The organism is Pseudoduganella sp. HUAS MS19 (assembly GCF_053615455.1).
On sequence record NZ_CM132133.1, the window covers coordinates 5,658,142 to 5,679,742 of the forward strand.

Below are 21,601 nucleotides of genomic sequence, written 5' to 3' on the forward strand. Positions count from 1 at the left end.
GTCGGCAGGGCCGAAAGTTTACTTGAATTTGGCGCAAGGGTCTGTGCGCTTTTGCGCAGCTACCTTGCGGATTTCGTCATAGCTGCCCTGCACTGCATCCGGCTCGACAAAGCCAATGGTGCGCACGTTCAGCCTGGGCTCTATGGCATTCAGCCAGCGCGGCACGCCGATGTCCTTGCGCACGTGGCCGTTGCCGGCAATAAGGACCACGTCGCGCGGCTGCTGCTGGCGAATCAGCTTGGCCATCCAGATATCGCGCGCAACCTGGGCATTGACCATGCCGGGCACCATCATGTCGGGCGCCATATTACAATGGCCTTCCTGAATCGCCTTTTCCTGGCCGCGCCGCAGGTCCGCAGGCAACGGGTCTTTCAGCTTATAGGCTGCAACGGTGGCGGCATCGAAACTGGAGGCGACGCCGTCGCGCACCACTTTCGACGCATCGGCGCGCGACAGGTTCACCGCGATCAGCGGCAGGTGGTTGCTTAGTGCGAGCTGGATGATCGGGTGGTAGAACTGCCAGTCCCACCCCTTTTTGTTCATGACGCGGATCACGCAGGAGGCGTCAAGGCAGCCCTTTTGCGCTTCGTCCAGCAAGTCTTGCGATTCGCGGTCGAACTGTTCCATCGCGATCGCGGGACGCCAGCCGGCCTCCACGCGCTGGCGCAAGTCCTCGAAGCGCAGCTTGTGGCCCTCCTTGTTGTCGTGCACCTCGCCCAGGAGCAGCACTTGCGGGTTGGACGCGGTGGCGGGGGCCGTGTAGGTAACGGCTTGTTTGCTGCTGCAGCCGGCCAATGCCAGGCCGGCCAGCAGCATTGCGATGGTGTATGGCTTCATCGATGCGTGGTCAGGCTTTCCTCGAAAGCGTCTAGTCTAACAGGGCGTGGATGGCTTTGCCGATCACCCCGGCGTGGGTCTCCAGTGCAAAGTGGCCGGTATCGAGCAATTGCACAATCGCGTTCGGGTTGTCGCGGCGATAAGCCTCGGCGCCCGGCGGGGTGAAGAACGGATCGTTCTTGCCCCAGATCGCCAGCGTCGGCACCTGCGCTTTGCGGAAGAACTCCTGGAATACCGGGTACAGCTCCAGGTTCTTGCGATAGTCGTAGAACAGCGCGAGCTGGATGTCGATGTTGCCGGGGCGGGCCAGCAGAGCGGAATCCAGGGTGTAGGACTCCGGCGCCACGCTGCCAGGATCGGCGACGCCGTGGGTGTACTGCCACTTGGTGGCTTCAGGCGTCAGGAAGCCGCGCATCACGTTGGTGTTCTCCTCGTTCGGGTCAGCCCAGTGCTTGCGCATTGGGCTCCAGCCATCGCTCAAGCCTTCCAGGTAGGCGTTGCCATTCTGGGATATCAGGGCAGTGACGCGTTCGGGTCTGGCCGCAGCCAGGCGCAGCCCTACCGGTGCGCCGTAGTCGAACACGTACAGTGCGAACTTATCCAGCCTGATGGCTTGCAGGAACGCCTCCATGGTATTTGCCAGGTTGTCGAAGGTGTATTCGTAGTGGCGTTCGGCCGGCACCTCGGTGAAACCGAAGCCTGGCAGGTCCGGTGCGATGACGCGGTACCGGGTCGCCAGCAGCGGGATCAGGTCGCGGAACATGTGGGAGCTGGTGGGGAATCCATGCATCAGGAGTATGGCCGGCGCGTCCGGGGCTCCCGCTTCGCGGTAAAAGATGTGGACGCCGTCGGCCTGGATGGTGCGGTTCATGATTAACCCTTTAAAGTTTGTTTTGATGGTTACAAGATTACGCCGGCCATGTAACTTGTCAAGCATTATTTTGATGGTTACAATCAAAGCAGGAGGACAGGAAAATGCTTGAGTTCTATGGTGATCATCCGGCGCTGGACTTGATCAATACCGTTGTGCAGGGAGAGGAAACCTGGCACGGCGATGCCGACGTCATGGCCTGGCTGGCGGCGGCAGGACAGCTTGCGGCAAGCGCCAGGGCTCCCGGCCAGCCGGGCGAGCTGTTGGCGGCGGCGCGTGCCTTGCGTGAGACGGTGCGCAGCGCCGTGGCAGCGCGCAAGGCTGGCAGGCGGTTCGGCGTCGCAGCCTTGAATGCGGCGCTGGCGCATGCCGAGCGCCACTTGGTGCTGGTGGAAGAAAGTGGGGATGGGCTGTCGCTGCACACGCGCTACGCTGCCCGCACGCCAGAACAGCTATTGGCGCCGCTGGCGGAAGCGGCGGCGCAGTTGCTGGCAACGGCCGACTTCAGGCTGGTGCGCAAATGCGAAGACCACGCGTGCACGCTATGGTTCCTGGACCGCACCAAATCCCACCGCCGCCGCTGGTGCAGTATGACGCTGTGCGGCAACCGCAACAAGGTGGCGGCCTTTCGCCAGCGCCAGCACGAAAGCTAGCGCAAGAGGAAATCGACCAAGCTGCGCACCCGCAGCGACAAGTGGCGCGCGTGCGGGTAAATCAGGTAGAACGGCCGCGAGCAGCCGCCATGCTGCGGCAGCAATTCAACCAGCTCCCCGCTGGCCAGCTCGCGCGCCACGGCAAAGCGATAGGTTTGCGCAATGCCGCCGCCATGCACAGCCAGCGTGCCCATGCCGAGGAAGTCTTCCGCACACACAAGGGCATCGCCGCCCGCCAGTTCGATCTCCGCGCCGTCGCGCATGAACTGCCAGGGAATCAGCCGTCCCGTGCTGGGCAGGACGAACTGGATGCAGTCATGCCCGGCCAGGTCCTGCAGCGATGCGGGATTGCCGCGCCGCTTCAGGTAGGATGGCGCGGCTACCAGGACCAGTTCGGCATCCTCCAGCTTGCGTGCGACCAGGGTTGAATCCTGCGGCGCACGGCCGCGCACAGCCAGGTCGTAACCCTCTTCCGCGAAGTCGATGTTGCGGTTGCTGACGTGGACTTCGAGCTGCACCCCGGGGAACTGCCGGCGGAACGCTGCGACACGCTCCAGCAGGCGATAGTGCGCATAAGGCGTCGGCACGCTGATACGCAGTTTGCCGGATGGCGTGGCCTGCTGCCCGGTCACCTCCCGTTCTGCCTCCACCAACTGCGCCAGCGCTTGCCGGCACTGCTCGAAATACACCTGGCCGCCATCGGTCAGGCGAATCTGTCGTGTGGTGCGCACGAACAGGCGCACCCCAAGGCGCTCTTCCAGCCGTGAAATCGAACGGCTTACCGCCGCCGGGGTCACGCCGGCCATCGCCGCTGCCGCGGTGAAACTGCCCTGCTCTCCCGCCAGCACGAACAGCTCGATGCTGCCCAGCTGCATATCATCGAAATGGCGCCGCATTCATTACCCCATGTATCAAGTCAAATACCAAAAGCCATATTTATCTACCGAAACAGCATAAGTATAGTGGGCTCACCTTCACCAATCTCATGGAGTTCAACATGACCAAGACAGCCATCGTCACCGGCGCCTCGAGCGGCCTGGGTTTTGCCATTGCCAAGGCTTACCTGGCGCGCGGCTACAACGTGATCGGCAATGCGCGCACCATGGCGCGCCTGCAAACCGCGGCAGCCCAACTGGGCAACCCGCCCAACTTCCTGCCGGTCGCCGGCGATATCGCCTCGCCTGCCACCGCCAAGGAGCTGTTCGGGACAGCGGCGGCGCGTTTCGGCAAGGTCGACATCCTGGTGAATAACGCCGGCATCTTCATCGCCAAGCCGGCCGTCGATTACACCGAAGCCGAGACCGATGCCCTGGTGGCGACCAACCTGAAGGGCTTCCTGTTCCCCGCGCAGGAAGCGGTGCGCCATATGGAAGCCAACGGCGGCGGCCATATCGTCAACATCACTGCCAGCCTGGGTGTCACGCCGGCCAAGGCGGCCGCCGTGCTACCGGTGCTGATCAAAGGCGGACTGAACATGGCAACCCGCGCCCTGGCGCTGGAAGTGGCCAGCAAGAACATCAAGGTCAATGCGGTAGCGCCGGGCATCATCGGCACGCCGCTGCACAGCCCGGACGCCGCCACCCAGGAATTCCTGAAAGGCCTGGTGCCGACCCACAGGATGGGCACGGCCGACGACATCGCCGAGGCGGTGCTCTACCTGACCGATTCGACTTTCATCTCCGGCCATATCCTGACGGTCGACGACGGCGCTGCTGCGGGCAACTGGTAAACCAGGTGTGGACAAAGGCCGGCCGCCACGCCGTCATCATCGACGAGGCGGGAACCGACAACCGGGGAGGGGCATGTGAATCGGTGGCGGGGCGCCGCGCGCGCCCGTCATAAACCGCAAACGCTGTGGATATTGCTCAAGGCGACACCACCGGCAATGGCGCGCCCAATGCAACTGACTTTCTGCCAGCCATTGTCGGCCACAGCAAAGCCGCCGATGACAAGGACCAATACCACGGCGCCAAGAATCATGGCTCCTCTTATCGAATCAGTAATCTTCATTATTCATCTGACAAAATCGTGGACAAGCGATTTTAGACGCTCAACGTGCCGCTCGACAACTAATTATTTGCCATCGCGTGCAATTTGCTGATGGTGTTCCAGTTGCGCGAGGTGACCGCATCGCCCAGCGCCTTGCCCATGGCAGCGGCGGCGCGGCTGGCCAGCACCCCGTCCGGGCACCAGATATAAGCGGCGTGACGGCCCAGTGCGAACGCTTCCGGCTGCCAGCTCTGCCGCGCCAGCGGTTCCAGCTTGCCGCGGTCTTCATCCGGTTTGTTGAGGACAGCCACCAGCAGGCGCGAATGGTCATGGGCCACGTCCTGCAGGCTGTTTTCCTTGACGATCTCGGCCAATTGGACGGCTTCGATCACGGTGACTTTGGCGGGGACGCCGAGCTTCAACACCAGCGCTTCCTCGATGCGCGCAGCGCAATCGATCGCATCGCTGGCATTGCAATCGAACACGACATTGCCACTGTTGAGCAAAGTGCGCACATCGCTATATCCCATATCGCTCAGCACCTTGCGCAGGTCGGCCATCGCAACGCGCTTTGCACGTCCGACATTTATGCCGCGCAGCAAGGCAATCAGGCGCTGCTTATCCATGACATTCCTCCCTGCATGGCTGCAGTATGCGGCAGTTGCGGCCGCGGCGGCGCTCAGCTCACCGATGGCGCGTGCAAGGGCGCGTCCGGGTGCTTGCCTCCGTGCTCGTCGCCGGGCGTCACGCGCGGGATACGGAACACGAAGCTGGCGCCCTGGCCCGGCGTGCTCGACACCGAAATGCTGCCGCCGAACTGCTTGACCACCAGGTTGAAGACAATGTTCAGCCCGAGGCCGGTGCCGCCCTGCCCGCGCCGGGTGGTGACGAAGGGATCGAAGACCTTGTCCAGCATATCGGCGGGGATGCCCTTGCCGTTGTCGACCACCTGCATCTCGATGTTGTCGCCGTCAGGGATGACGTTGATATCGATATTGCCAGCGCCTTCGGGCTCGAAGGCATGTTCGACGCAGTTCAGCGTCAGGTTGGTGATCACCTGCGCCAGGGCGCCGGGATAGCTGTCCAGCACGACGTCATCGGGGCAGTTGATCGTGACCACGATGCGGGTTTTCTTCAGCTTTGGCTGCAGGCTGGACACCACCTCGCCGATGTATTCCTTCAGTTCGAAGCGGCGCCGCGCTTCGCTGACCTGGTCGACCGCGATCTGCTTGAAGCTGTGGATCAGGTGGGCGGCGCGATAGGCGTTGTTCATGATCAGGCGCGCGCTTTCGCCGGCCGTGTCGATGTACTTCTGGATCTCGGACCTCTTCACCTGGCCGGCTTTCATCGACTCGTCAACGGCCGTGGTGGCATCCATCAGCACCGAGGCGCTGGTCAGGGCGATGCCGACCGGCGTATTGATCTCATGCGCCACGCCGGCCACCAGCGAACCAAGGGACGCCAGGCGCTCGGCCTGCAGCAGCGATTCCTGGGTGCGCTGGAGGTCGTCCAATGCCTGCGCTGTTTCCTGCGCCGAGCGGCGCGCCAGGTCCTCCGCTTCGCGCGTGCGCTTGATGATCGATTTAACCTTGCGCTGGATGGCGTTGAAGCCGCGGATCACATCGCCCAGCTCATCGCTGCGCTTTTCCGGCAGTTCCTCCACTTCGTCGGAACCGCGGGTGGCCAGCTCGAACAGGCCGTCGCGCAGCTTCTTCAAGGGGTCGAACACGATACGCAGGGAAAGCGCCAGCGCCACCACCAGGATCAGGTCGAGTGTCAGGACCTCCACCACCTTGCGCCGCACTTCGGCCGCCAGCGTGGCGTCGATCTGGGCACGGCTGAAATTGACCACGACGCGGCCGACGATCACCGGTTTCAAGGCACTGCCGGCGGCGCCCGCATCGCGGTATGCCAGGTCGGCCACCACCGGGGCGCCCGGCACGGCAGTTTCGGATTCAATGGGGACGATGCTGCCGTCTTCCTTGCGGCGCTTGCCGGAAAACAGGCCGACCGAGGTGTCATAGACGCGGATGGCGACCAGTTCCGGCGGCAGCATCTCGGCCGCTACGATATTGTCGACCTTGGCCTTGTCCAGGTCCCACAGGGCGGAAGGCAAGCTGGTTTGCAAACGGGTCAGCACCCCTTCACGCAGGCGCTGGTTGGCCACTTCCAGTTCATGGCCCAGGCTGTACTGCGCATAAGTGCCGGAAATGCCCAGCACAACGGTGACAATCACCACGAACAGTGCGGTCAGCCGGCCTTGGATACCAAACATTCACTCCCTCCCCCGAATTCCCACCAATGTAAGGGATGCAGTGGTGCTTGGCAAGATTTTAAGGATGATGGCTTTTCATCACTGAGGTAAGATTTGCTTTGCAAACAATGGAGAACAAAATGACGGGCACATACCGCCACCTGCCGCTGGCTAAAGTCGAGCCTGGCATGGTGCTTTCGGACGAACTGCTGGACACGCAAGGCCACGTCCTGCTGCCGGCTGGCGCCGTGCTGACCGAACGCATGCTGGAGCGCTTGCAGGGCCACGGCATCGAATCGCTGGCCGTGGTCGACGACACGCCGCCCGATCCGGCCCGCACGGCCGCCGAACGCGCAGCCCAGCTGGCGCGCATCGGCCTGCTGTTCCGGCGCCACGATCCGGCCAATGCCGAGGACTGGGCCGCCAACGCGCTGCGCGCGCTGGTCACCGAATTCCGCGTCGGCAAGGAGATGCCATGAGCGGACAAATCAGTTACGACGACGTGGTGAAGAACCTGGACGACCTGCCGTCGCTGCCGGCTGTGGTGATGGAATTGCTGAACAGCGTGGACCAGGAGGAAATCGATATCGCGGTGCTGGCCAAAAAGGTTTCGCACGACCAGGCCCTGACGGCCAAGACCCTGCGCCTTGCCAATTCATCGCTGTTCGGGCTGCAGGTCAAAGTCACCACGATCCAGCAGGCGATCACCTTCCTGGGCTTCCAGAGCACGCGCAACCTGATCACGGCGGCGGCCGTGACCGGCTGTTTCGCCGACAAGCTGTGCCCCGGCTTCGACCACAATATGTTCTGGCGCCATTCGATCGCCACGGCCGCTTGCGCCAAGGTGCTGGCGCGCCACGTGCGCTTCAACCAGGATTACGCTTTCACCGCGGGCTTGCTGCACGATATCGGCCGCCTGGTGCTGGTGTCGACCTTCCCGGACCTGTACGCCGAGGTGATCGCCTACCAGAAGGAAAACGACTGCTATATGCTGGAGGCGGAACGCGCCGTGCTCGGGATCGACCACGTCGAAGCCGGGCTGGCATTGGCGGAACACTGGAATTTTTCAGACACGATGCGGCTGGCCATTGCCGGCCACCACGAGCCAGGGACGCCGGGGGCCGGCTTCCTGGCTGCCATCGTGCACGTGGCCGACGCGGTGGTGCATGCGCTGGACCTGGTGCGCAAACCGGACGACCTGGTGCCGCCGGTTTCCCCCATCGCGTGGAAAGCGCTCAACCTGGGCGAAGACACTTTCCTGCACCTGTTCCGCGAAACGGAACTGCAATATGAGGAAATTGCGTTGGTGCTGATGACCTGAGGCGCCGGCGCGCTCAGTGCGCGCTGGCTTGCGGCATGCCGCCTTGGGCCGAAGAGCCGACCGGCTTGTCCTCTGGTTTCGGGCGGCCCTGGGCATCCGACAGGCGGTACTTGGTGCGGCGGTCGCCCATCAAGTCACGCAGTTCGCGGATGCTCATGCCTGTCACTTCATGCATGCGAATCAGCAGCGAAGCGCCGACTGGCAAGCGGTGATGACGGATCTTACTGATTACAGGCGGAGCAACTTCCAGCATGCGCGAGAGCGCAGCGTCGTTCTTCAATTGCATTTTGCCGAGCAGGATGTCCAGCAGGTGATTCGGGTTGTAGCTTTCCTGCGAAGCGAGAGCGTGGTGTGCCATGATGATCCTCTCTTGACAGTGGAGTGTTGAGGAAAGGGCCTTGCAGTCTTGCTAAATTTTCATGCTGCTCTGCGAAGCGAACCTTGTTCAACATCAAGACTTGGCGATGATTTGCCGAAAATCTTGACAACAATGCCATTTCAACACAGTCATTATTCCTGTGTCGCACGAAAGAACCACAAGGAAATTGTGTTACGCGGATATTTCAGGCCGTAACGGAAATGATGCTGCCCGGCGCCGGCGTGCCCGGCGTGGGGCGGTTAGCCTGGGCATTCTGGACCAGCAGGTCTTGCCGGGTAAGGAAGTCTTGCAGCTCTGCTGACTGGGCTTGCTCCAGGGCGCGGGTCTCTTCCCGGCGGGTGCTGATCTGCTCGGTACGCGCCGTTTGCTGTTCGCGGATGCGCTGCTCTTCCTGCTGCAGCTGGCGCTGTTCGGCCAGACGGCGCTCGGCGGCCGCACTGTTGACCTGGAAACTCGGGGTGGTCGGTCCTATTCCATTGATAGCCATGACATCGCTCCCGCAGAAAATTGCTCTTTTAACTCTAGAGCTCGCCGGGCCCGTTTTCAAGGGACGATTGGCGATTTACGGTAAACTTGCGGGTATGCAGAAAAAAGTCTTTATTAAAACCTTCGGCTGCCAGATGAACGAGTACGACTCGGACAAGATGGCAGACCTGCTCGGCGCGTCCGAGGGACTGGTACGCACCGAATCCCCGGAAGAGGCCGATGTCATCCTCCTGAACACCTGCTCGGTGCGCGAAAAGGCGCAGGAAAAGGTGTTTTCCGACCTGGGCACCTTCAAAAAGCTCAAGCAGGCCAAGCCTGGGCTGGTGATTGGCGTGGGCGGCTGCGTCGCCTCGCAGGAGGGCGAAGCCATCGTCAAGCGCGCGCCGCTGGTGGACGTGGTGTTTGGCCCGCAAACCCTGCACCGCCTGCCGAAGATGATCGAACTGCGCCGCCACACCGGCAAGCCGCAGATCGACATCAGCTTCCCCGAGATCGAAAAGTTCGACCACCTGCCGCCGGCACGCGTGGAGGGCGCTTTCGCCTATGTCTCGATCATGGAAGGCTGCTCCAAGTATTGCTCCTACTGCGTGGTGCCCTACACCCGCGGCGAGGAAGTGTCGCGCCGCTTCGAAGACGTGCTGACCGAAGTCGCCGGCCTGGCCGCGCAGGGCGTGAAGGAAGTCATGCTGCTTGGCCAGAATGTGAATGCCTTCCGCGGCGAGACCGCCGATGGCAGCGTCGCCGATTTCGCCATGCTGATCGAATACGTGGCCGAGATTCCCGGCATCGAACGCATCCGCTTCGTGACCAGCCATCCCAAGGAATTCACCCAGCGCCTGATCGACTGCTACGCGAGGATTGCGAAACTGGCCGACCAGCTCTACCTGCCGGCCCAGCATGGCTCGGACAAGATCCTGGGCGCCATGAAACGCGGCTACACGGCGCTGGAATACAAATCCATCATCCGCAAGGTGCGCGCCGTGCGCCCGAACGTGGTGATCTCGTCCGACTTCATCGTCGGCTTCCCCGGCGAAACCGACGAGGATTTCGAGGCCATGTACAAGCTGGTGCAGGACGTCGACTTCGACAACAGCTTCAGCTTCATCTTCAGCAAGCGCCCCGGCACGCCGGCCGCCAACCTGGCCGACGACACCCCGGCCGAGGTGAAATCGGCCCGCCTGCAGCGCCTGCAAGCCCTGTTCGATGAAAACACCAGGCGCCACAGCGCTGCCATGGTCGGCATGACCATGCAGGTGCTGGTGGAAGGCCGGTCCAAGCGCGGCGGCAACGAAGTGCAGGGCCGCGCCAGCAATACCCGCACCGTCCATTTCGACGGCGGCGCCAATGCGCAGGCACTGGTCGGCCAGATGGTCAGCGTGCGCATCATTGAAAGCCTGGATTACTCCCTGCGCGGAGAAGCGATACTTTGAAAACCAAAACCCCGGTGCAACCGCACTACTTCGTTCCAGAACCACTGGACAATACGCGCCTGGCCCATTTGTGCGGCCCGCTCGATGAAAACCTGCGCCAGATCTCCGCGGCGCTGGACGTGACCATTTTCCGCCGCGGCGAGAAGTTCATCGTCAGCGGCACCAATGCCGAACGCGCCGTTGCCATCCTGGAGCGCTTCTATGAAGTGGCCGACAAGGTGGTGCCGGTGGAGGAAGTGCAGCTCGCCCTGGTCGAACAGCGCGCCAGCGAAGCGCCGGACGATTTCGCCCCGACGGGCGAAGAGCCGCCCTTCCACGAGCCGGACATCACCAGCCCGGTGCTGAAGACGCGCCGCAACGACCTGCGCGGCCGCACGCCGCACCAGATCCGCTACCTGCGCAACATCCTCGACCACGACATCAGCTTCGGCATCGGCCCGGCCGGTACCGGCAAGACCTACCTTGCCGTCGCTTGCGCGGTCGACGCGCTGGAACGCGACGCCGTCAAGCGCATCATCCTGACCCGCCCTGCGGTGGAAGCCGGCGAGCGCCTGGGCTTCCTGCCGGGCGACCTGGCGCAGAAAGTGGACCCGTATTTGCGCCCGCTGTACGACGCGCTGTACGACCTGCTCGGCTTCGACCGCACCCAGAAAATGTTCGAGAAGCAGGTGATCGAGATCGCACCGCTGGCGTATATGCGCGGCCGCACCTTGAACCACGCCTTTGTCATCCTGGACGAGGCGCAGAACACCACCGTCGAACAGATGAAGATGTTCCTGACCCGTATCGGCTTTGGCAGCAAGGCCGTGGTGACGGGCGACGTGACCCAGATCGACCTGGCCAAGCACCAGAAGTCCGGCCTGGTCGATGCCATGCATGTGCTGCGCAATGTGCGCGGCATTGCATTCAGCCAGTTCTCCAGCGCCGACGTGGTACGCCATCCGCTGGTGGCGCGCATCGTGGATGCCTATGAAAACGCCCAGGAAGCCAGCGCCGAAATCGCCCCCCTGCTGCAAACCGTCAAACCCGCTGTGAAAGCTGTGCGCAATGTCCGAAAAAAATAAGCTGGCCCTGTCCGTCCAATACGCCGACCCGCGCCTGCAGGAAGAAATCACCCGCCCGATGATCCGCAAATGGGTCAAGGCAGCCCTGTTCGCGCCGGCCGAACTGACCATCCGTTTCGTCGACGCGGCAGAAGGCCAGGAACTGAACCGCGACTACCGCGGCAAGGACTACGCCACCAATGTGCTGACCTTTGCTTATAACGAGGGCGAGGAAGTGGCCGAGGACGAACCAACCCGCGCCGACATCATCCTGTGCACCGACGTGCTGCAGCGCGAAGCGGCCGAACAGAAGAAAACGGTGGAAGAGCACACCGCCCACCTGATCGTGCACGGCGTGCTGCACGCCCAGGGCTACGACCACGAAGACGACGAGGAAGCGGCCGAGATGGAAGGCATCGAAACGGAAATCGTCACCGGCCTCGGTTACGCCGACCCGTACTGAGCGCCCCACCGTCCCGGACGGGGCGATTCAAGCCTGGCCGAGTGCCAGTAGCGCGGCGTTATACCAGGCATGGGCCGCGAACAGGGCCGCCCCATACGCCGCCCGCATGGCCGCCCTGGCCTGGCGCACCGCCAGCACGGCGCCGGCCGATAACAGGAGCGCCATAGGAAGCGAGGCGAATGCGCCCGTGCCTCGCAGCGCAACATGGCTGGCGACAAACGCGAAGGCGATTATGGCGGCGCACGGCAGCATGCCCTGCCCGGCGGCTGCGCTGCGCTGCGCCGGCAGGCGCCCGACCAGCGCCGCCGCCAGCAGCAGTTGCCCCGTCTCCAGCAGCGGCCCCACCAGCACAAGCTGCGGCAACGCCTGCGCAGCAAGCGGCGATGCGCCGCCGGCCGGCCATTGGCCCAGTTGGGGCGCCAGGCGCGCCGCCAGCCATGCCAGCGACAAGGGCAGCGCCAGCAGCAAACCCGCCCCCAGCATGAGCCGCCCTGCCATGCCTGTGTTCCTGGCCATGGCCGTGCAGCTAGGCAGGCGCTCCCGCTGCCGGAAAGTCCCCGATCAGGGTATCCGGCTGCGGCTGCAGGTCCGCCAGGTTGGCGATCAGTTCGACCGCAGGACCGCTGGCGTGGCCGAAGTTGCAGACATACGCGCTGCGCAGGCGCCGGATCTGCTCGGCCCGCCCCGGGCTGCCGATCTCCTGGGCGATGATGTCCTGCAAGGAAGACAGGTCATCCATGCCGATACGCCGTCCCAGCAATTCCAGGCTGCCGATCTCCCAAGGCTCGAATGGCAGGTCCATCGCTTCGAAGCCGCGCTTGTCGACTTCGAAATCCAGCGTCAGCACCGGACGTCCGGTCAGGAAGGCATAGTCGAACACAATGCCGGAAATATCGGAGACCAGGATGTCCGACATGGCCATCGCATCCACCGGATCGTCGCTGATGTCCCAGCGGCAGCTGGCCATGGATGCAGTCTCCTGCCGCAGCTGTTGCAGCATCTCCGGCTCCGAGCGCGCGCTTTGCGGGTGCGGGCGGATGATCACCTGGGTATCGCCCTGCGCCAGTTCGCGGATCAGGCGGCTGCCAAAGCGGGCCAGCAGGCCGTTCTTGCCCCAGGTCGGCGCCAGCAGTACGCGCAGTGGCCTGTGCTGGGCGGAAGCTGCCGCGGCGCTGGCGCGCGCCTGGGCCACCGCATGGCGCGCTGCCAGGCCGTCGTAATAGATGCAGCCGATATAGAACAGGTCCTTGCGCTTGCGCCCGCGCAGCGTTTCCAGCTCGCGGATCACGCGCTCCTGGTGCGGCCCGTTCAACAGCACCGAATCGAAGAAGTCGAACGAATACGGCCGGTTGAACGATTTGTCGGTCGGCGAGTGCACGATATGCATATAGTGCTGCACATGCGGCGAGCGGCGGATCTGCAATACATCCAGTCCCGGCGTGGTCATGCAGACCAGCCGGGCGCGCAAGGTGCGCAGCCGGGCCCACGCCATCGCACCGCTGCCGATGCATTCGGTTTGCAGCAGCCGATGTTCGCCCTGCTGGCCCAGTGCCAGCAGCGGGTCGGCCGCATCGCTGCTCAGGTACAGGCAAGGCAGGCCGCGGCGCGCCATCTGCTGCAGCAAGGGCAGGAAAGTCCCCTGGTATTGCCTGCCTTCGCTGTAAAACACCACGGCATGCTGCGCGTCGCCGGCGGCACGCAAGGCGGCGCGCGCGGCCGGCGAGAACAGCAGAGCGATGCGTGCCCTGGAACGGTACAGCACATCCCTGGCCACGAAATAAGCGGTGCTGACAATGCCGACGATGACCGAGAACAGCAGGCTGCCGGTGCCCGGGTCCAGGTACAGCAGGGCCGCCGCAGTTTGATTCGTGAAATTGAACATGGCAGCTCCGGTCAAAGTTTCAGCGTCAGCATGGTGAGGCCGAAGGCAAAAAACACCAGTGCACTGAGGCGCGACAAGGCACGCGCCGTGCGCGGCCGGCTGAGCCAGATCCTGGCGCGTGCCGCCAGCCCTGCGTACATGCCGTGAATCACGATCAGTACCACGCAATAGGTGGCGATGGCCAGCACCAGCGGCATCTGCTGCTGCGCCGAGCCGGCGGCGCCGGCGACCTGCGGCAGCACGGACAGGAAGAACAGCAGCGACTTCGGATTGCTCGTCTGCAGCAGGGCGCCGCGCACCAAGCGGCTGCGCTGGCCGTCGGCTGGCGCCTCGGCCGTACTGGCGCCGATCGGTGTGGGCACGCGGTACCAGGTTTTGTAGGCCAGGTAGAACAGATAGCTGACGCCGCAGTATTTCAACAGCATGAACAGGAGCGGCGACGAACGGATCACCAGCCCGATGCCGGCCGACGACAGTCCGGCCATGACCGCGGCACCGATTGCCAGGCCGAACACGCCATGCATGGCAGCCCGCCAGCCGCTGGCGATGGCATTATCCAGCGTCATCAGCACACCGGGGCCCGGGCTGGACACCGTGAAAATCACCATGACGACAAAAATCCAGTACGTGTTACTCATTGTTTCTCCTTTACAGTCAGCGCCAGCCTGGCCGCCTGGGCGGGCGGTGCCGCTGCCGCCAGTTGCTGGTCCAGCACCATGTTCCAGCTCGCCTGCAAGTTCACAGGGCCGTTGTTTTGGTGCATGGCTTCGATCACGAATTGATGCTGCGTTTGTCCGGCCGGCTGCCATGGCGTCTCATACAGCGTGACCGGGCCCGCCAGCGGGGTGTAGCGGATCAGCTTGCCGCTCGCCTTGTCCTGGCAGCCGCCGATCGTGTCGCAGATCAGGCCCGGCACCTTGAAATTCGCGATATAGCGTGGATCGCGCTCGAGCTCGCCGTTGCTGTTGAAATCCTTCACCATCAGGAATGCCTGGTACATCGAGAATGTCTGCTGGCCCTGGATGCCGTCCAACAGCGGGTTGTCGGAGACCCAGCCATGGTCCGAGGCAAACACCACATAGCTGTTGTCAAGGATGCCTTCGGCCCGCATCCAGTCCATGAACTTGCCGACCCCGCGCAGCACGCAGCGGTGGGTCTCAAAGATCTTCTGCGTCTCCTGGTCGGCAAAGCGCGGCGCGCTGCGGCCTGCGGTGCCGCCCTGCCCGCCGCTTGGCAGGCAGTCCTGGTCCAGCAGGAAGGTGGCGCGCGGCGCTTCGTTGGTGATGAAATTGAAGGTTGGGCGGTCGGCGTCGACGCTCGACAAGGAGGGCATTGCGGCCAGGCTGAAGTAATTGTTGAGGTACTTGTCCATGCGCTTTTTCCAGGCGAAGGACAGCGACAGCCACTTGCCGTTGTCGTAGACGGCATTTTTCAGCGAGTGCGGCGCAACGCGGAATGCCGTCAGCGCCAGGTACTGCCGCGCCAGCCCGAAGAAGAACTCGGGCTTGCGTTCCGCCGTGACGGCCCGCTTGCGCGCTTCCACGCCGCGGCCGATGGAATGGATGCAGCGGCCCTTGCCGTCGGCAGCATACTGCGCATTGAACAATTCGCAGTCGCCGCTGCGCACCAGCCCAAACCAGAACGGGTCGGCATACTGCACCGCGTACCCTTTGGCGTGGAAGTTGTCGACGAAGATCCGGTACGCGTCGCTGACCTTTTCCTTCAGCGTGCCATCGGCGCGGGCATTGATGCCGCCGACCGTGTAATCCTCACCGCCGAACACCGACGGCAGGCCGTTGATGGTGCGGTTGCCGGAGGAGATGGTATTCGGGTACCACCTGAACCCGCGCAGCTGCTGCGCCAGCTGTGGCTCATCCTCCAGGATGGCCGGCATATAGCCGCTCATGGCGCCGTCCAGGAAGACCAGCAGCACGTTCGGCTGCGTCCGGGAATACTGGAACAGCTTGGCGCCGTCGGGCAAGGCGGCGGCCATGTTCTTGCGGATGCGCGTGTCCAGCGACATCAGGCTGAGGGCGCTGCTTGCCACGCCTGCCAGCAGCACGACCGCCATGGTATGGCGCATGGCAGCCGGACGGCGCAGCGCCAGCCACCATGCCAGGGTCGCCACTGCCGCCAGCAGGACGATGTCCAGCACCGCCTTGCCGGCGCTCGGCGCCAGCGCCTTCGGCGTGAAGAAGGTGAAGTTGTCCATCATGCCCGCGTCGGGCTGGTGGATGAAGGCGAACGCCAGCGCCAGCAGCATGATGCAGAACATCGCATATGTGCTCCAGGCGCGCAGTGCCCGTCCTGCCACGCGGTACCAGAGCACGCAGGCAAGGCCGAACGGCAGCGCCGCCGCCAGGCTGCCCGCGATGAAGAAGCCGACGTAGCCGGCCAGGCCGTCGACATTGTCTTCCAGGCTGGTAAAGCCGATCGGCAAGGCGACTGCCAGCAGCACGAACAGGCTGGCGCAAGCCAGGCTATAGCTCGACTGCAGGGTGCCGCCCAGGCTGTCGAGCAGCCGCTGCGTGCGGCCGCTGCGCCAGCTGGCGCGCACCTCTTCCAGCAGCGTGGCCAGGTGCGGGGCGGCGGCCGGCGGCGCCGGCAGCCGGCGCGCATACCAGGCGCTCTTGAGTACCGACAGCAGGTTGTTGCAGGTCCAGTACAGCACCAGGCCGCTGGGCGAGGCGTACAGCAGCGCCAGGAAGACCAGGGCCACTACCACCCCCTGCACCCAGTCGGAGCGGGACAACTGGCGCGAATAGATCTGCACGGCATACAGGTTGAGTGCCGTCATCAGCAGCGGCAACAGGTTGACCCCGCCCAGCAGGCCGTCCGGCCGCGACAGGTCGCGCAGGAACAGGAAGGCGGCACCCTGGAACGGCACGTAGTGCGTCAGCAGGCCGAAAGCGGCAATGAAGAACGGCACCTGGATGGCCAGCGGCGCCAGCGCGCGCAGCGCGTACACCGGATGATAGCCGTGCAGCCGATACAGCTGGCGCAGCATCATGTGCCGTTCCTGGCCCTGGAACACGGCCGTGAACTCCTCGATCTTGGGCCGCATGCGCCGCTGCACGTCGCGCTCCCTGCCCTGCAGCCATTCGGCCCAGTGGTAGGCCGGAACCAGCAGCAGGTTGAAGGACACGCTGAGGATCAGCAGGGCCACGCCGTGGCTGCCGCTCATCGCATAGGCCAGCTCCAGCACCGACAGCAAAGCCCAGCGTATGGGCTCGATCAGTGCCGCATTCAATAAATCCAGCATCAGTCAGTCCCTGTCCGGTTAGGCTACCGCCGCCAGCGGCGGGAACAGCATGTTGGCAATGGCCAGGTCTTCCGGCGTATCGACCTCGAACCATGGCAAACCGTCAGTGCCGACCGCGTCGATGCGTATGCCTTCGCCCACCAGGTTCTGCATGGCGTATTCCAGCGGCGCCGTGACGCCGGCGCGCCCGATCACGCTGCTGACCTGGCGCAGCAGCTGGGCGCGCGGCAAGCCACGCCGCACGAAGGTCAGGTTGACCGTCTTGAAGCTGCTTTCCAGGCCGAAGCCGGGAGCGCGCACGCTTTCATGCAGCCAGGCCGTCACCACGCCCTCGCCGACGCAGGCGAAGGTGCCGCTCAGCGCCGGTTCGTACGGCGCCAACAGGGTCGCCGCTTCGCCGCCGCGCACGCCCTGCTCCAGCAGGCGCTGCAGCAGGTCGCGGTCGATCACCACATCGCCTTCGATCAGCAGCAGGTGCTGGCGGTCGCGTTCCGGTTCCGCAGCGCGCAGTGCCATTTCCAGCGAAAAGACGGAACCGGTTTGCGCATAGCGTTCGTTGAACACGAAGTCGACCTGCATCGGCCGCGGCTGCAACATGGACCAGCCGGCAACGAACTGGCGGATCGCATGGTCCAGGTAGCCGACCACGATCGTGACCCGGCGCACATCCAGCGCCCCCAGTTGCTCGAGCATGCGTTCCAGGATCGGGCGGCCCGAAACCGGTACCAGGCATTTGGGAATGGCCCGGGTATTTTCCTTGAGTCTGCTGCCCAGCCCGGCAGCCAGAATGATGGCGTGGGTATCGGCGCCAAGGCCGACGGAATGCTTGATCATCTTGATATCCGTAGTCAAAGTGTTGGGATGTGAAAGCGCGTGGCTCAGCGCAGCCGCTGCAGCAGCTGGCGCAGGCGTTGCAGACCTTCGACCACGTCGTCGGTGCTGATCGCATACGAGATGCGTACCGAGCCTGGGTCGCCGAAGGCGGCGCCGGAAACCATGGCAATGCGCGCCTCGCGCAGCGCCGCTTCGCAGAACTGGTCGACATCGGCAATGACGGTGCCGTCGAGCTGCTTGCCAAGGTGGGCCGAGATATCGAGGAACAGGTAGAACGCGCCTTGCGGCTCGGCCACCCGCACCGCGGGCATGTCGGCCACGATGGCCAGCGCCCGGCGCAGCCGCTCATCCAGGGTGCGGTTGACGCGGGCGATGAACTGGCCGTCCTCGCGCGCCAGCGCATAGCTGATCGCGTGCTGCGCCACGCTGCTCGGGTTGGAAGTCGTATGCCCCTGCAGGTTTTCCATCGCCTTCATCACGTGGGCCGGCGCGGCCACGTAGCCCAGGCGCCAGCCGGTGAGCGCATGGCTTTTCGAGAAGGAATTGACCAGCACGATGCGCTCCTTCAGGCGCGGCTCGATGGCCAGGATGTGCGCATGCCGGTGGCCGGCACGCACCAGCGAGGCGTAGCATTCGTCGAAAATGATCCAGAAGTCGTGCTGCAGCGCCAGGGCGGCGATCTTCGCCAGCTCCGCTCCCTGGTAGACGGCGCCGCTCGGGTTGTTGGGCGTATTGATGATCAGGGCCTTGGTCTTCGGCGTGACCGCCTGTTCGACCTGGCTGGCCATGAGCTGGTAGCCATGTTCGCGCGTTTCAATGAAGACCGGGCGTCCTTGCGCCAGTTCCACCTGGGTCGGGAAGGTGACCCAGTACGGGTTGGGGATGATCACTTCATCGTCCGGGTCCAGCAGCACCATGGCGGCGTTGTACAGCGCCTGCTTGGCGCCGGCAGTCAGGCCCACCTCGTCGTGCGCGTAGTCGACGCCGGTGTGCTGCGAGACCAGTGCGCCGAGCTGCTTGCGCAGTGCCGGTGCGCCCATGGTCGGCGTGTAAATATTCTTGCCGGCGTCAATCGCCTCACGGGCGCCCTGCTTGACCGTGTCGGAAGTGTCGCCATCGAGTTCACCGGCGGCGAAATTGACGACATGCAGTCCCTGTGCCTTGAGCTCGTTGGCAATGGTGCGCATCCTGGAAGTGCCAGGCGGGGCGATTTTTTTCGTGCGTTGCGCGAGTGTCATGTTGTGGTTCCTTGTTGGATGGGCAAACGGGTACGGCTCAGGCCGTGCCTGGGATCAGCCGCAGGATCTCGTCGATGCCCAGGCAGCGCGGTTCGATTTCCAGCGTGCGGCCGTTGCGCAGGATGTCTTCGGCCACGCCTTTCATGGCCAGGTAGGCGCTGCGCAGCATGTGGTTGGCATAGATCACGACATTGAAGCCGGCGCGTTCGAGTTCTTCGAACTTCAGGTGCGCATAGCTGGTCGGCACGCAGATCAGCGGCACATCGGGGTGGCGCTGGCGGAACAGGCGCGCGAACTCGATGATCTCCTGGCCGTCTTTTTTCCGGCTGTGGATCATGATGCCGTGCGCGCCCGCTTCCACATAGGCCAGGCAACGCTGCAGCGCGTCGTCCATGCCGCGCTCGAGGATCAGGCTTTCGCAGCGCGCGATGATCATGAAGTCGTCGGTGATGCGGCTGGCGCGCCCGGCCCGGATCTTGTCGCAAAATTCCTCGATCGAGTCCTGCAGTTGCAGCACATCGTTGCCCAGCAGGGAATTCTTTTTCAGGCCGCGCTTGTCCTCGATCACCACGGCCGATACGCCGGCCAGCTCCAGCGCCTTCACGTGCAGGGCGAAGTGTTCCGGCTTGCCGCCGGTATCGCCGTCGAAGATCATGGGCAATGCGCACACGTCGAAGATCTCATGCACATTGAGCAGGCGGTTGCTGGCACTGAGGATTTCAATGTCGGGCAGGCCCTTCTGGGTGGAGTCGGTCAGGGAACTCGACCAGATGGCGTCATAACCCACGGTATGGCCGGGAGCCGGTTCGAAGCAGGCGTGCTGGGCCAGCAAGGCGGAAATCGGGCTGTGCGCTTCGAGGGCGCGCAGGCAGCGTTTGCTGTTCAGCAGCCGCTTGAATTCCGAGCGGCGTTTATCGGAAGTCATCATAGTTTCTTGTTTTCCTTATTAAGTCAGGCTTCATATTGAAAGGGAAACCCATCCCCTGCCGCGTGCCGCCGGCGGGGAAGGTCCGGACAAACGGGGAGGACTACTCCCAATGGGTAGACAGAAGCTCCTGCCATGCCTTCAGTGTTGCCGCGTCGAGCCCGGCGCCGCTCAGGACATCCGGCGGACGCGGAAATGCGATATCGCAGTAGGTGCGGCCCAGCACTTCGACCGGCGCGGCATAGCGCGGGATCGCGTGGAAGTGCGGATTGGGATCAACCATCATCAGCGCCAGGTAGTTGAACTTCACGGCCGGGACCAGCCGCCTGACGGTGGCTTCGAAACTGCGTATCAGCTGCGGCAATTCCGCCCCGGCCTGCGGGCTCAGCCCGCCCAGGCTGTCGACCGGCGCGCGGGCCGCGATAATGCAGCTCAAGGGGGTTGTCTGCAGCGGCCTGAGCAGCACAACCCAATGCTCGTATTCGGTGACTGCGGTAGCCGGATAGCCAAAACGCGCCAGGGTCGGGTTCACCTTGCCTCCTGGCCGAAGTGCCATGCGCGCCAGAACAGCAACATGCCGCATAGCGATCCCAGCAGCAACACCATCAACACCGTGCCCGGGCTGCCCGATGCCTTCACCAGCAAGGCGGCGCCCACCGGCCCGGCGGCACGCGCCAGCAGGGAGGGGGCGCCCAGAATGCCGCTATTGGCCGCATAGCTTTCGGTGCCGGCCAGCTCCAGCGGCACCGCCGCGCGCACCACCGTGAGCAGCCCGAGGGCCAGGCCGTAGGCTGCAACGAATAACAAGGACAGGGCGGGCAGCCATTCGGCCAGCCACAAGGCGGCCAGCGACAGCGACATCAACCCCAGGGTGAACATGCCCACGCGCTGCACGCTCGCTTGGCGGCCGAAAACCAGGTCAGCGGTGCGGCTCGCCACCTGCATCGGGCCGATGCAGGCCGCCAGGCTCAGGGCCGTTGCCGGGGCAAAGCCGCGCGACTCGAGCATCGGTATCGCCTGTACCGCCATGGCGGCGGTGATGAAGCCGCATATTGCGAAGCAGAGCGAGAGGTAGCCCAGCACCGAGTGGCGGGCCGGCCGCGCGCTGCGCTGCGGGACCGGCGGCGCCGGTGCGCGCTGGCCGGCCGGCAGGCGGCTGAACTGCAGCAGCACGCAGAGCAGCAAATGCATGGCCGCATACAGCAGCAGCGTATTGCGCCAGCCGATACGCTGGCCCAGGTAATAGCTCAGGGGCCAGAAGACGGTGCTGGCCAAGCCGCCAACGATGGTCAGCCAGCCAATGCGGCGCTTGTGCCCGCTCTCATAGCTTTGCACCACCAGGGCAAAGGCCGGTTCGTACAGGCTCATCGCCATGGCCAGGCCCAGCAGGGCCCACATGGCATACGCCATCCCGACCGAATTGGCGCCGCTCAATCCGACCAGGCCGGCCGCGGCGAGCCCGGCGCCAAGCATCATCACACTGCGCGCGCCCCAGCGGTCCATCGCCACCCCGACCGGGTAGGTGGCCAGGCCCCACACCAGCAAGGCCACGGAAAAGGCGCCGGTCAGCGTTCCGGCGCTGCAGTGCAGGTCCTGCTGCATGGCGTGTCCCAGGACGCCGAAGGCGTAGTACAGGCTGCCCCACGACACCAGCAGGGCAAGGGACAGCACGGGAACCAGGCATTGAAAACGCATTGTTATGTCATCAATTTGTCATATGCGCAGTGTGCAGAT

24 protein-coding genes are annotated in these 21,601 nt (G+C 64.0%); 7 read left to right on the plus strand and 17 right to left on the minus strand.

Translation table 11 applies throughout. The annotated features are described in order from the left end of the window. Window positions 1-18: 18 nt before the first annotated feature. Window positions 19-837 carry a ChaN family lipoprotein gene (locus tag ACWBU6_RS25885; protein ID WP_452646198.1) on the minus strand — a complete coding sequence of 273 codons (819 nt, stop codon included), beginning with the start codon at window positions 835-837 and terminating at the stop codon, window positions 19-21. 31 nt (window positions 838-868) lie between these two features. After that, window positions 869-1,708: an alpha/beta fold hydrolase gene (locus tag ACWBU6_RS25890; protein ID WP_452646199.1), complete on the minus strand. Its 840-nt coding sequence runs from the start codon at window positions 1,706-1,708 to the stop codon at window positions 869-871. A gap of 104 nt (window positions 1,709-1,812) precedes the next feature. Here ACWBU6_RS25890 and ACWBU6_RS25895 point away from each other — a divergent pair, with 104 nt between their 5' ends. Further along, on the plus strand, window positions 1,813-2,361 hold the full coding sequence (locus tag ACWBU6_RS25895; protein ID WP_452646200.1) for a CGNR zinc finger domain-containing protein: 549 nt from the start codon (window positions 1,813-1,815) through the stop codon (window positions 2,359-2,361). Here ACWBU6_RS25895 and ACWBU6_RS25900 read toward each other — a convergent pair. Beyond that, a complete protein-coding gene (locus ACWBU6_RS25900) occupies window positions 2,358-3,257 on the minus strand; it encodes a LysR family transcriptional regulator (protein WP_452646201.1) in 900 nt (299 codons plus the stop codon). The two genes, ACWBU6_RS25895 and ACWBU6_RS25900, sit on opposite strands and share 4 nt — an antisense overlap. Window positions 3,258-3,358: 101 nt before the next feature. Here ACWBU6_RS25900 and ACWBU6_RS25905 point away from each other — a divergent pair, with 101 nt between their 5' ends. Continuing rightward, on the plus strand, window positions 3,359-4,090 hold the full coding sequence (locus ACWBU6_RS25905; RefSeq protein ID WP_452646202.1) for an SDR family NAD(P)-dependent oxidoreductase: 732 nt from the start codon (window positions 3,359-3,361) through the stop codon (window positions 4,088-4,090). A 107-nt stretch (window positions 4,091-4,197) separates the two neighbouring features. On the opposite strand, the gene ACWBU6_RS25910 is transcribed toward ACWBU6_RS25905, so the two are convergent. The 3 genes from ACWBU6_RS25910 to ACWBU6_RS25920 are packed head-to-tail and all read right to left on the minus strand — an operon-like array spanning window position 4,198 to window position 6,625. Then, window positions 4,198-4,371 carry a hypothetical protein gene (locus ACWBU6_RS25910; RefSeq protein WP_452646203.1) on the minus strand — a complete coding sequence of 58 codons (174 nt, stop codon included), beginning with the start codon at window positions 4,369-4,371 and terminating at the stop codon, window positions 4,198-4,200. Between the two features lie 59 nt (window positions 4,372-4,430). Beyond that, on the minus strand, window positions 4,431-4,976 hold the full coding sequence (locus ACWBU6_RS25915; protein ID WP_452646204.1) for a DUF1697 domain-containing protein: 546 nt from the start codon (window positions 4,974-4,976) through the stop codon (window positions 4,431-4,433). 53 nt (window positions 4,977-5,029) lie between these two features. Continuing rightward, entirely contained in the window at window positions 5,030-6,625 is a 1,596-nt protein-coding gene (locus ACWBU6_RS25920; protein ID WP_452646205.1) for a sensor histidine kinase, read from the minus strand. Window positions 6,626-6,744: 119 nt separating this feature from the next. On the opposite strand from ACWBU6_RS25920, the gene ACWBU6_RS25925 reads away from it, so the two are divergent. Continuing rightward, complete coding sequence (locus ACWBU6_RS25925) at window positions 6,745-7,083, plus strand: hypothetical protein (RefSeq protein ID WP_452646206.1); 339 nt, start codon at window positions 6,745-6,747, stop codon at window positions 7,081-7,083. After that, entirely contained in the window at window positions 7,080-7,925 is an 846-nt protein-coding gene (locus ACWBU6_RS25930) for an HDOD domain-containing protein (protein ID WP_452646207.1), read from the plus strand. The genes ACWBU6_RS25925 and ACWBU6_RS25930 overlap by 4 nt, the downstream gene beginning before the upstream one ends. A 13-nt stretch (window positions 7,926-7,938) precedes the next feature. Here ACWBU6_RS25930 and ACWBU6_RS25935 read toward each other — a convergent pair whose 3' ends face one another. Then, window positions 7,939-8,283: a hypothetical protein gene (locus tag ACWBU6_RS25935; RefSeq protein WP_452646208.1), complete on the minus strand. Its 345-nt coding sequence runs from the start codon at window positions 8,281-8,283 to the stop codon at window positions 7,939-7,941. Window positions 8,284-8,488: 205 nt separating this feature from the next. Beyond that, window positions 8,489-8,791 (minus strand): hypothetical protein, encoded by a 303-nt coding sequence (locus ACWBU6_RS25940; RefSeq protein WP_452646209.1) that lies wholly within the window; start codon window positions 8,789-8,791, stop codon window positions 8,489-8,491. A gap of 94 nt (window positions 8,792-8,885) precedes the next feature. Here ACWBU6_RS25940 and miaB point away from each other — a divergent pair, with 94 nt between their 5' ends. From miaB to ybeY, 3 genes are read left to right on the plus strand one after another with little or no spacing between them, the layout of a single operon-like run. Further along, a complete protein-coding gene (gene miaB / locus ACWBU6_RS25945) occupies window positions 8,886-10,220 on the plus strand; it encodes a tRNA (N6-isopentenyl adenosine(37)-C2)-methylthiotransferase MiaB (protein ID WP_452646210.1) in 1,335 nt (444 codons plus the stop codon). Further along, window positions 10,217-11,284, plus strand: coding sequence for a PhoH family protein (locus ACWBU6_RS25950; protein WP_452646211.1), 1,068 nt, complete (start codon window positions 10,217-10,219; stop codon window positions 11,282-11,284). Before miaB ends, ACWBU6_RS25950 begins: the two co-directional genes overlap by 4 nt. After that, window positions 11,268-11,726, plus strand: coding sequence for an rRNA maturation RNase YbeY (gene ybeY / locus ACWBU6_RS25955; protein WP_452646212.1), 459 nt, complete (start codon window positions 11,268-11,270; stop codon window positions 11,724-11,726). The genes ACWBU6_RS25950 and ybeY overlap by 17 nt, the downstream gene beginning before the upstream one ends. A gap of 27 nt (window positions 11,727-11,753) precedes the next feature. Here the strand turns inward: ybeY and ACWBU6_RS25960 are convergent, their stop codons facing one another. From ACWBU6_RS25960 to ACWBU6_RS26000, 9 genes are all read right to left on the minus strand, one after another. Next, window positions 11,754-12,224: a hypothetical protein gene (locus ACWBU6_RS25960; RefSeq protein WP_452646213.1), complete on the minus strand. Its 471-nt coding sequence runs from the start codon at window positions 12,222-12,224 to the stop codon at window positions 11,754-11,756. Between the two features lie 28 nt (window positions 12,225-12,252). Next, window positions 12,253-13,608 carry a CDP-glycerol glycerophosphotransferase family protein gene (locus ACWBU6_RS25965; protein WP_452646214.1) on the minus strand — a complete coding sequence of 452 codons (1,356 nt, stop codon included), beginning with the start codon at window positions 13,606-13,608 and terminating at the stop codon, window positions 12,253-12,255. 11 nt (window positions 13,609-13,619) lie between these two features. Continuing rightward, complete coding sequence (locus ACWBU6_RS25970; RefSeq protein ID WP_452646215.1) at window positions 13,620-14,246, minus strand: LysE family translocator; 627 nt, start codon at window positions 14,244-14,246, stop codon at window positions 13,620-13,622. Continuing rightward, window positions 14,243-16,870 (minus strand): YidC/Oxa1 family membrane protein insertase, encoded by a 2,628-nt coding sequence (locus tag ACWBU6_RS25975; protein ID WP_452646216.1) that lies wholly within the window; start codon window positions 16,868-16,870, stop codon window positions 14,243-14,245. Before ACWBU6_RS25975 ends, ACWBU6_RS25970 begins: the two co-directional genes overlap by 4 nt. Window positions 16,871-16,888: 18 nt before the next feature. Beyond that, on the minus strand, window positions 16,889-17,704 hold the full coding sequence (locus tag ACWBU6_RS25980; protein ID WP_452646217.1) for a phosphocholine cytidylyltransferase family protein: 816 nt from the start codon (window positions 17,702-17,704) through the stop codon (window positions 16,889-16,891). A gap of 44 nt (window positions 17,705-17,748) precedes the next feature. Continuing rightward, window positions 17,749-18,942 carry a pyridoxal phosphate-dependent aminotransferase gene (locus ACWBU6_RS25985; RefSeq protein WP_452646218.1) on the minus strand — a complete coding sequence of 398 codons (1,194 nt, stop codon included), beginning with the start codon at window positions 18,940-18,942 and terminating at the stop codon, window positions 17,749-17,751. A 37-nt stretch (window positions 18,943-18,979) separates the two neighbouring features. Further along, entirely contained in the window at window positions 18,980-19,870 is an 891-nt protein-coding gene (gene aepX, locus ACWBU6_RS25990; protein ID WP_452646219.1) for a phosphoenolpyruvate mutase, read from the minus strand. A 100-nt stretch (window positions 19,871-19,970) separates the two neighbouring features. Then, entirely contained in the window at window positions 19,971-20,399 is a 429-nt protein-coding gene (locus tag ACWBU6_RS25995) for a hypothetical protein (RefSeq protein ID WP_452646220.1), read from the minus strand. Next, a complete protein-coding gene (locus tag ACWBU6_RS26000) occupies window positions 20,396-21,562 on the minus strand; it encodes an MFS transporter (protein WP_452646221.1) in 1,167 nt (388 codons plus the stop codon). The genes ACWBU6_RS25995 and ACWBU6_RS26000 overlap by 4 nt, the downstream gene beginning before the upstream one ends. Window positions 21,563-21,601: the final 39 nt, after the last annotated feature.

Coding starts and splice junctions, on each gene's coding strand:
- ACWBU6_RS25885 (WP_452646198.1), bottom strand. CDS start 837: ATGAAGCCATACACCATCGCAATGCTGCTGGCCGGCCTGGCATTGGCC.
- ACWBU6_RS25890 (WP_452646199.1), bottom strand. CDS start 1,708: ATGAACCGCACCATCCAGGCCGACGGCGTCCACATCTTTTACCGCGAA.
- ACWBU6_RS25895 (WP_452646200.1), top strand. CDS start 1,813: ATGCTTGAGTTCTATGGTGATCATCCGGCGCTGGACTTGATCAATACC.
- ACWBU6_RS25900 (WP_452646201.1), bottom strand. CDS start 3,257: ATGCGGCGCCATTTCGATGATATGCAGCTGGGCAGCATCGAGCTGTTC.
- ACWBU6_RS25905 (WP_452646202.1), top strand. CDS start 3,359: ATGACCAAGACAGCCATCGTCACCGGCGCCTCGAGCGGCCTGGGTTTT.
- ACWBU6_RS25910 (WP_452646203.1), bottom strand. CDS start 4,371: ATGAAGATTACTGATTCGATAAGAGGAGCCATGATTCTTGGCGCCGTG.
- ACWBU6_RS25915 (WP_452646204.1), bottom strand. CDS start 4,976: ATGGATAAGCAGCGCCTGATTGCCTTGCTGCGCGGCATAAATGTCGGA.
- ACWBU6_RS25920 (WP_452646205.1), bottom strand. CDS start 6,625: ATGTTTGGTATCCAAGGCCGGCTGACCGCACTGTTCGTGGTGATTGTC.
- ACWBU6_RS25925 (WP_452646206.1), top strand. CDS start 6,745: ATGACGGGCACATACCGCCACCTGCCGCTGGCTAAAGTCGAGCCTGGC.
- ACWBU6_RS25930 (WP_452646207.1), top strand. CDS start 7,080: ATGAGCGGACAAATCAGTTACGACGACGTGGTGAAGAACCTGGACGAC.
- ACWBU6_RS25935 (WP_452646208.1), bottom strand. CDS start 8,283: ATGGCACACCACGCTCTCGCTTCGCAGGAAAGCTACAACCCGAATCAC.
- ACWBU6_RS25940 (WP_452646209.1), bottom strand. CDS start 8,791: ATGGCTATCAATGGAATAGGACCGACCACCCCGAGTTTCCAGGTCAAC.
- miaB (WP_452646210.1), top strand. CDS start 8,886: ATGCAGAAAAAAGTCTTTATTAAAACCTTCGGCTGCCAGATGAACGAG.
- ybeY (WP_452646212.1), top strand. CDS start 11,268: ATGTCCGAAAAAAATAAGCTGGCCCTGTCCGTCCAATACGCCGACCCG.
- ACWBU6_RS25960 (WP_452646213.1), bottom strand. CDS start 12,224: ATGGCAGGGCGGCTCATGCTGGGGGCGGGTTTGCTGCTGGCGCTGCCC.
- ACWBU6_RS25965 (WP_452646214.1), bottom strand. CDS start 13,608: ATGTTCAATTTCACGAATCAAACTGCGGCGGCCCTGCTGTACCTGGAC.
- ACWBU6_RS25970 (WP_452646215.1), bottom strand. CDS start 14,246: ATGAGTAACACGTACTGGATTTTTGTCGTCATGGTGATTTTCACGGTG.
- ACWBU6_RS25975 (WP_452646216.1), bottom strand. CDS start 16,870: ATGCTGGATTTATTGAATGCGGCACTGATCGAGCCCATACGCTGGGCT.
- ACWBU6_RS25980 (WP_452646217.1), bottom strand. CDS start 17,704: ATGATCAAGCATTCCGTCGGCCTTGGCGCCGATACCCACGCCATCATT.
- ACWBU6_RS25985 (WP_452646218.1), bottom strand. CDS start 18,942: ATGACACTCGCGCAACGCACGAAAAAAATCGCCCCGCCTGGCACTTCC.
- aepX (WP_452646219.1), bottom strand. CDS start 19,870: ATGATGACTTCCGATAAACGCCGCTCGGAATTCAAGCGGCTGCTGAAC.
- ACWBU6_RS26000 (WP_452646221.1), bottom strand. CDS start 21,562: ATGCGTTTTCAATGCCTGGTTCCCGTGCTGTCCCTTGCCCTGCTGGTG.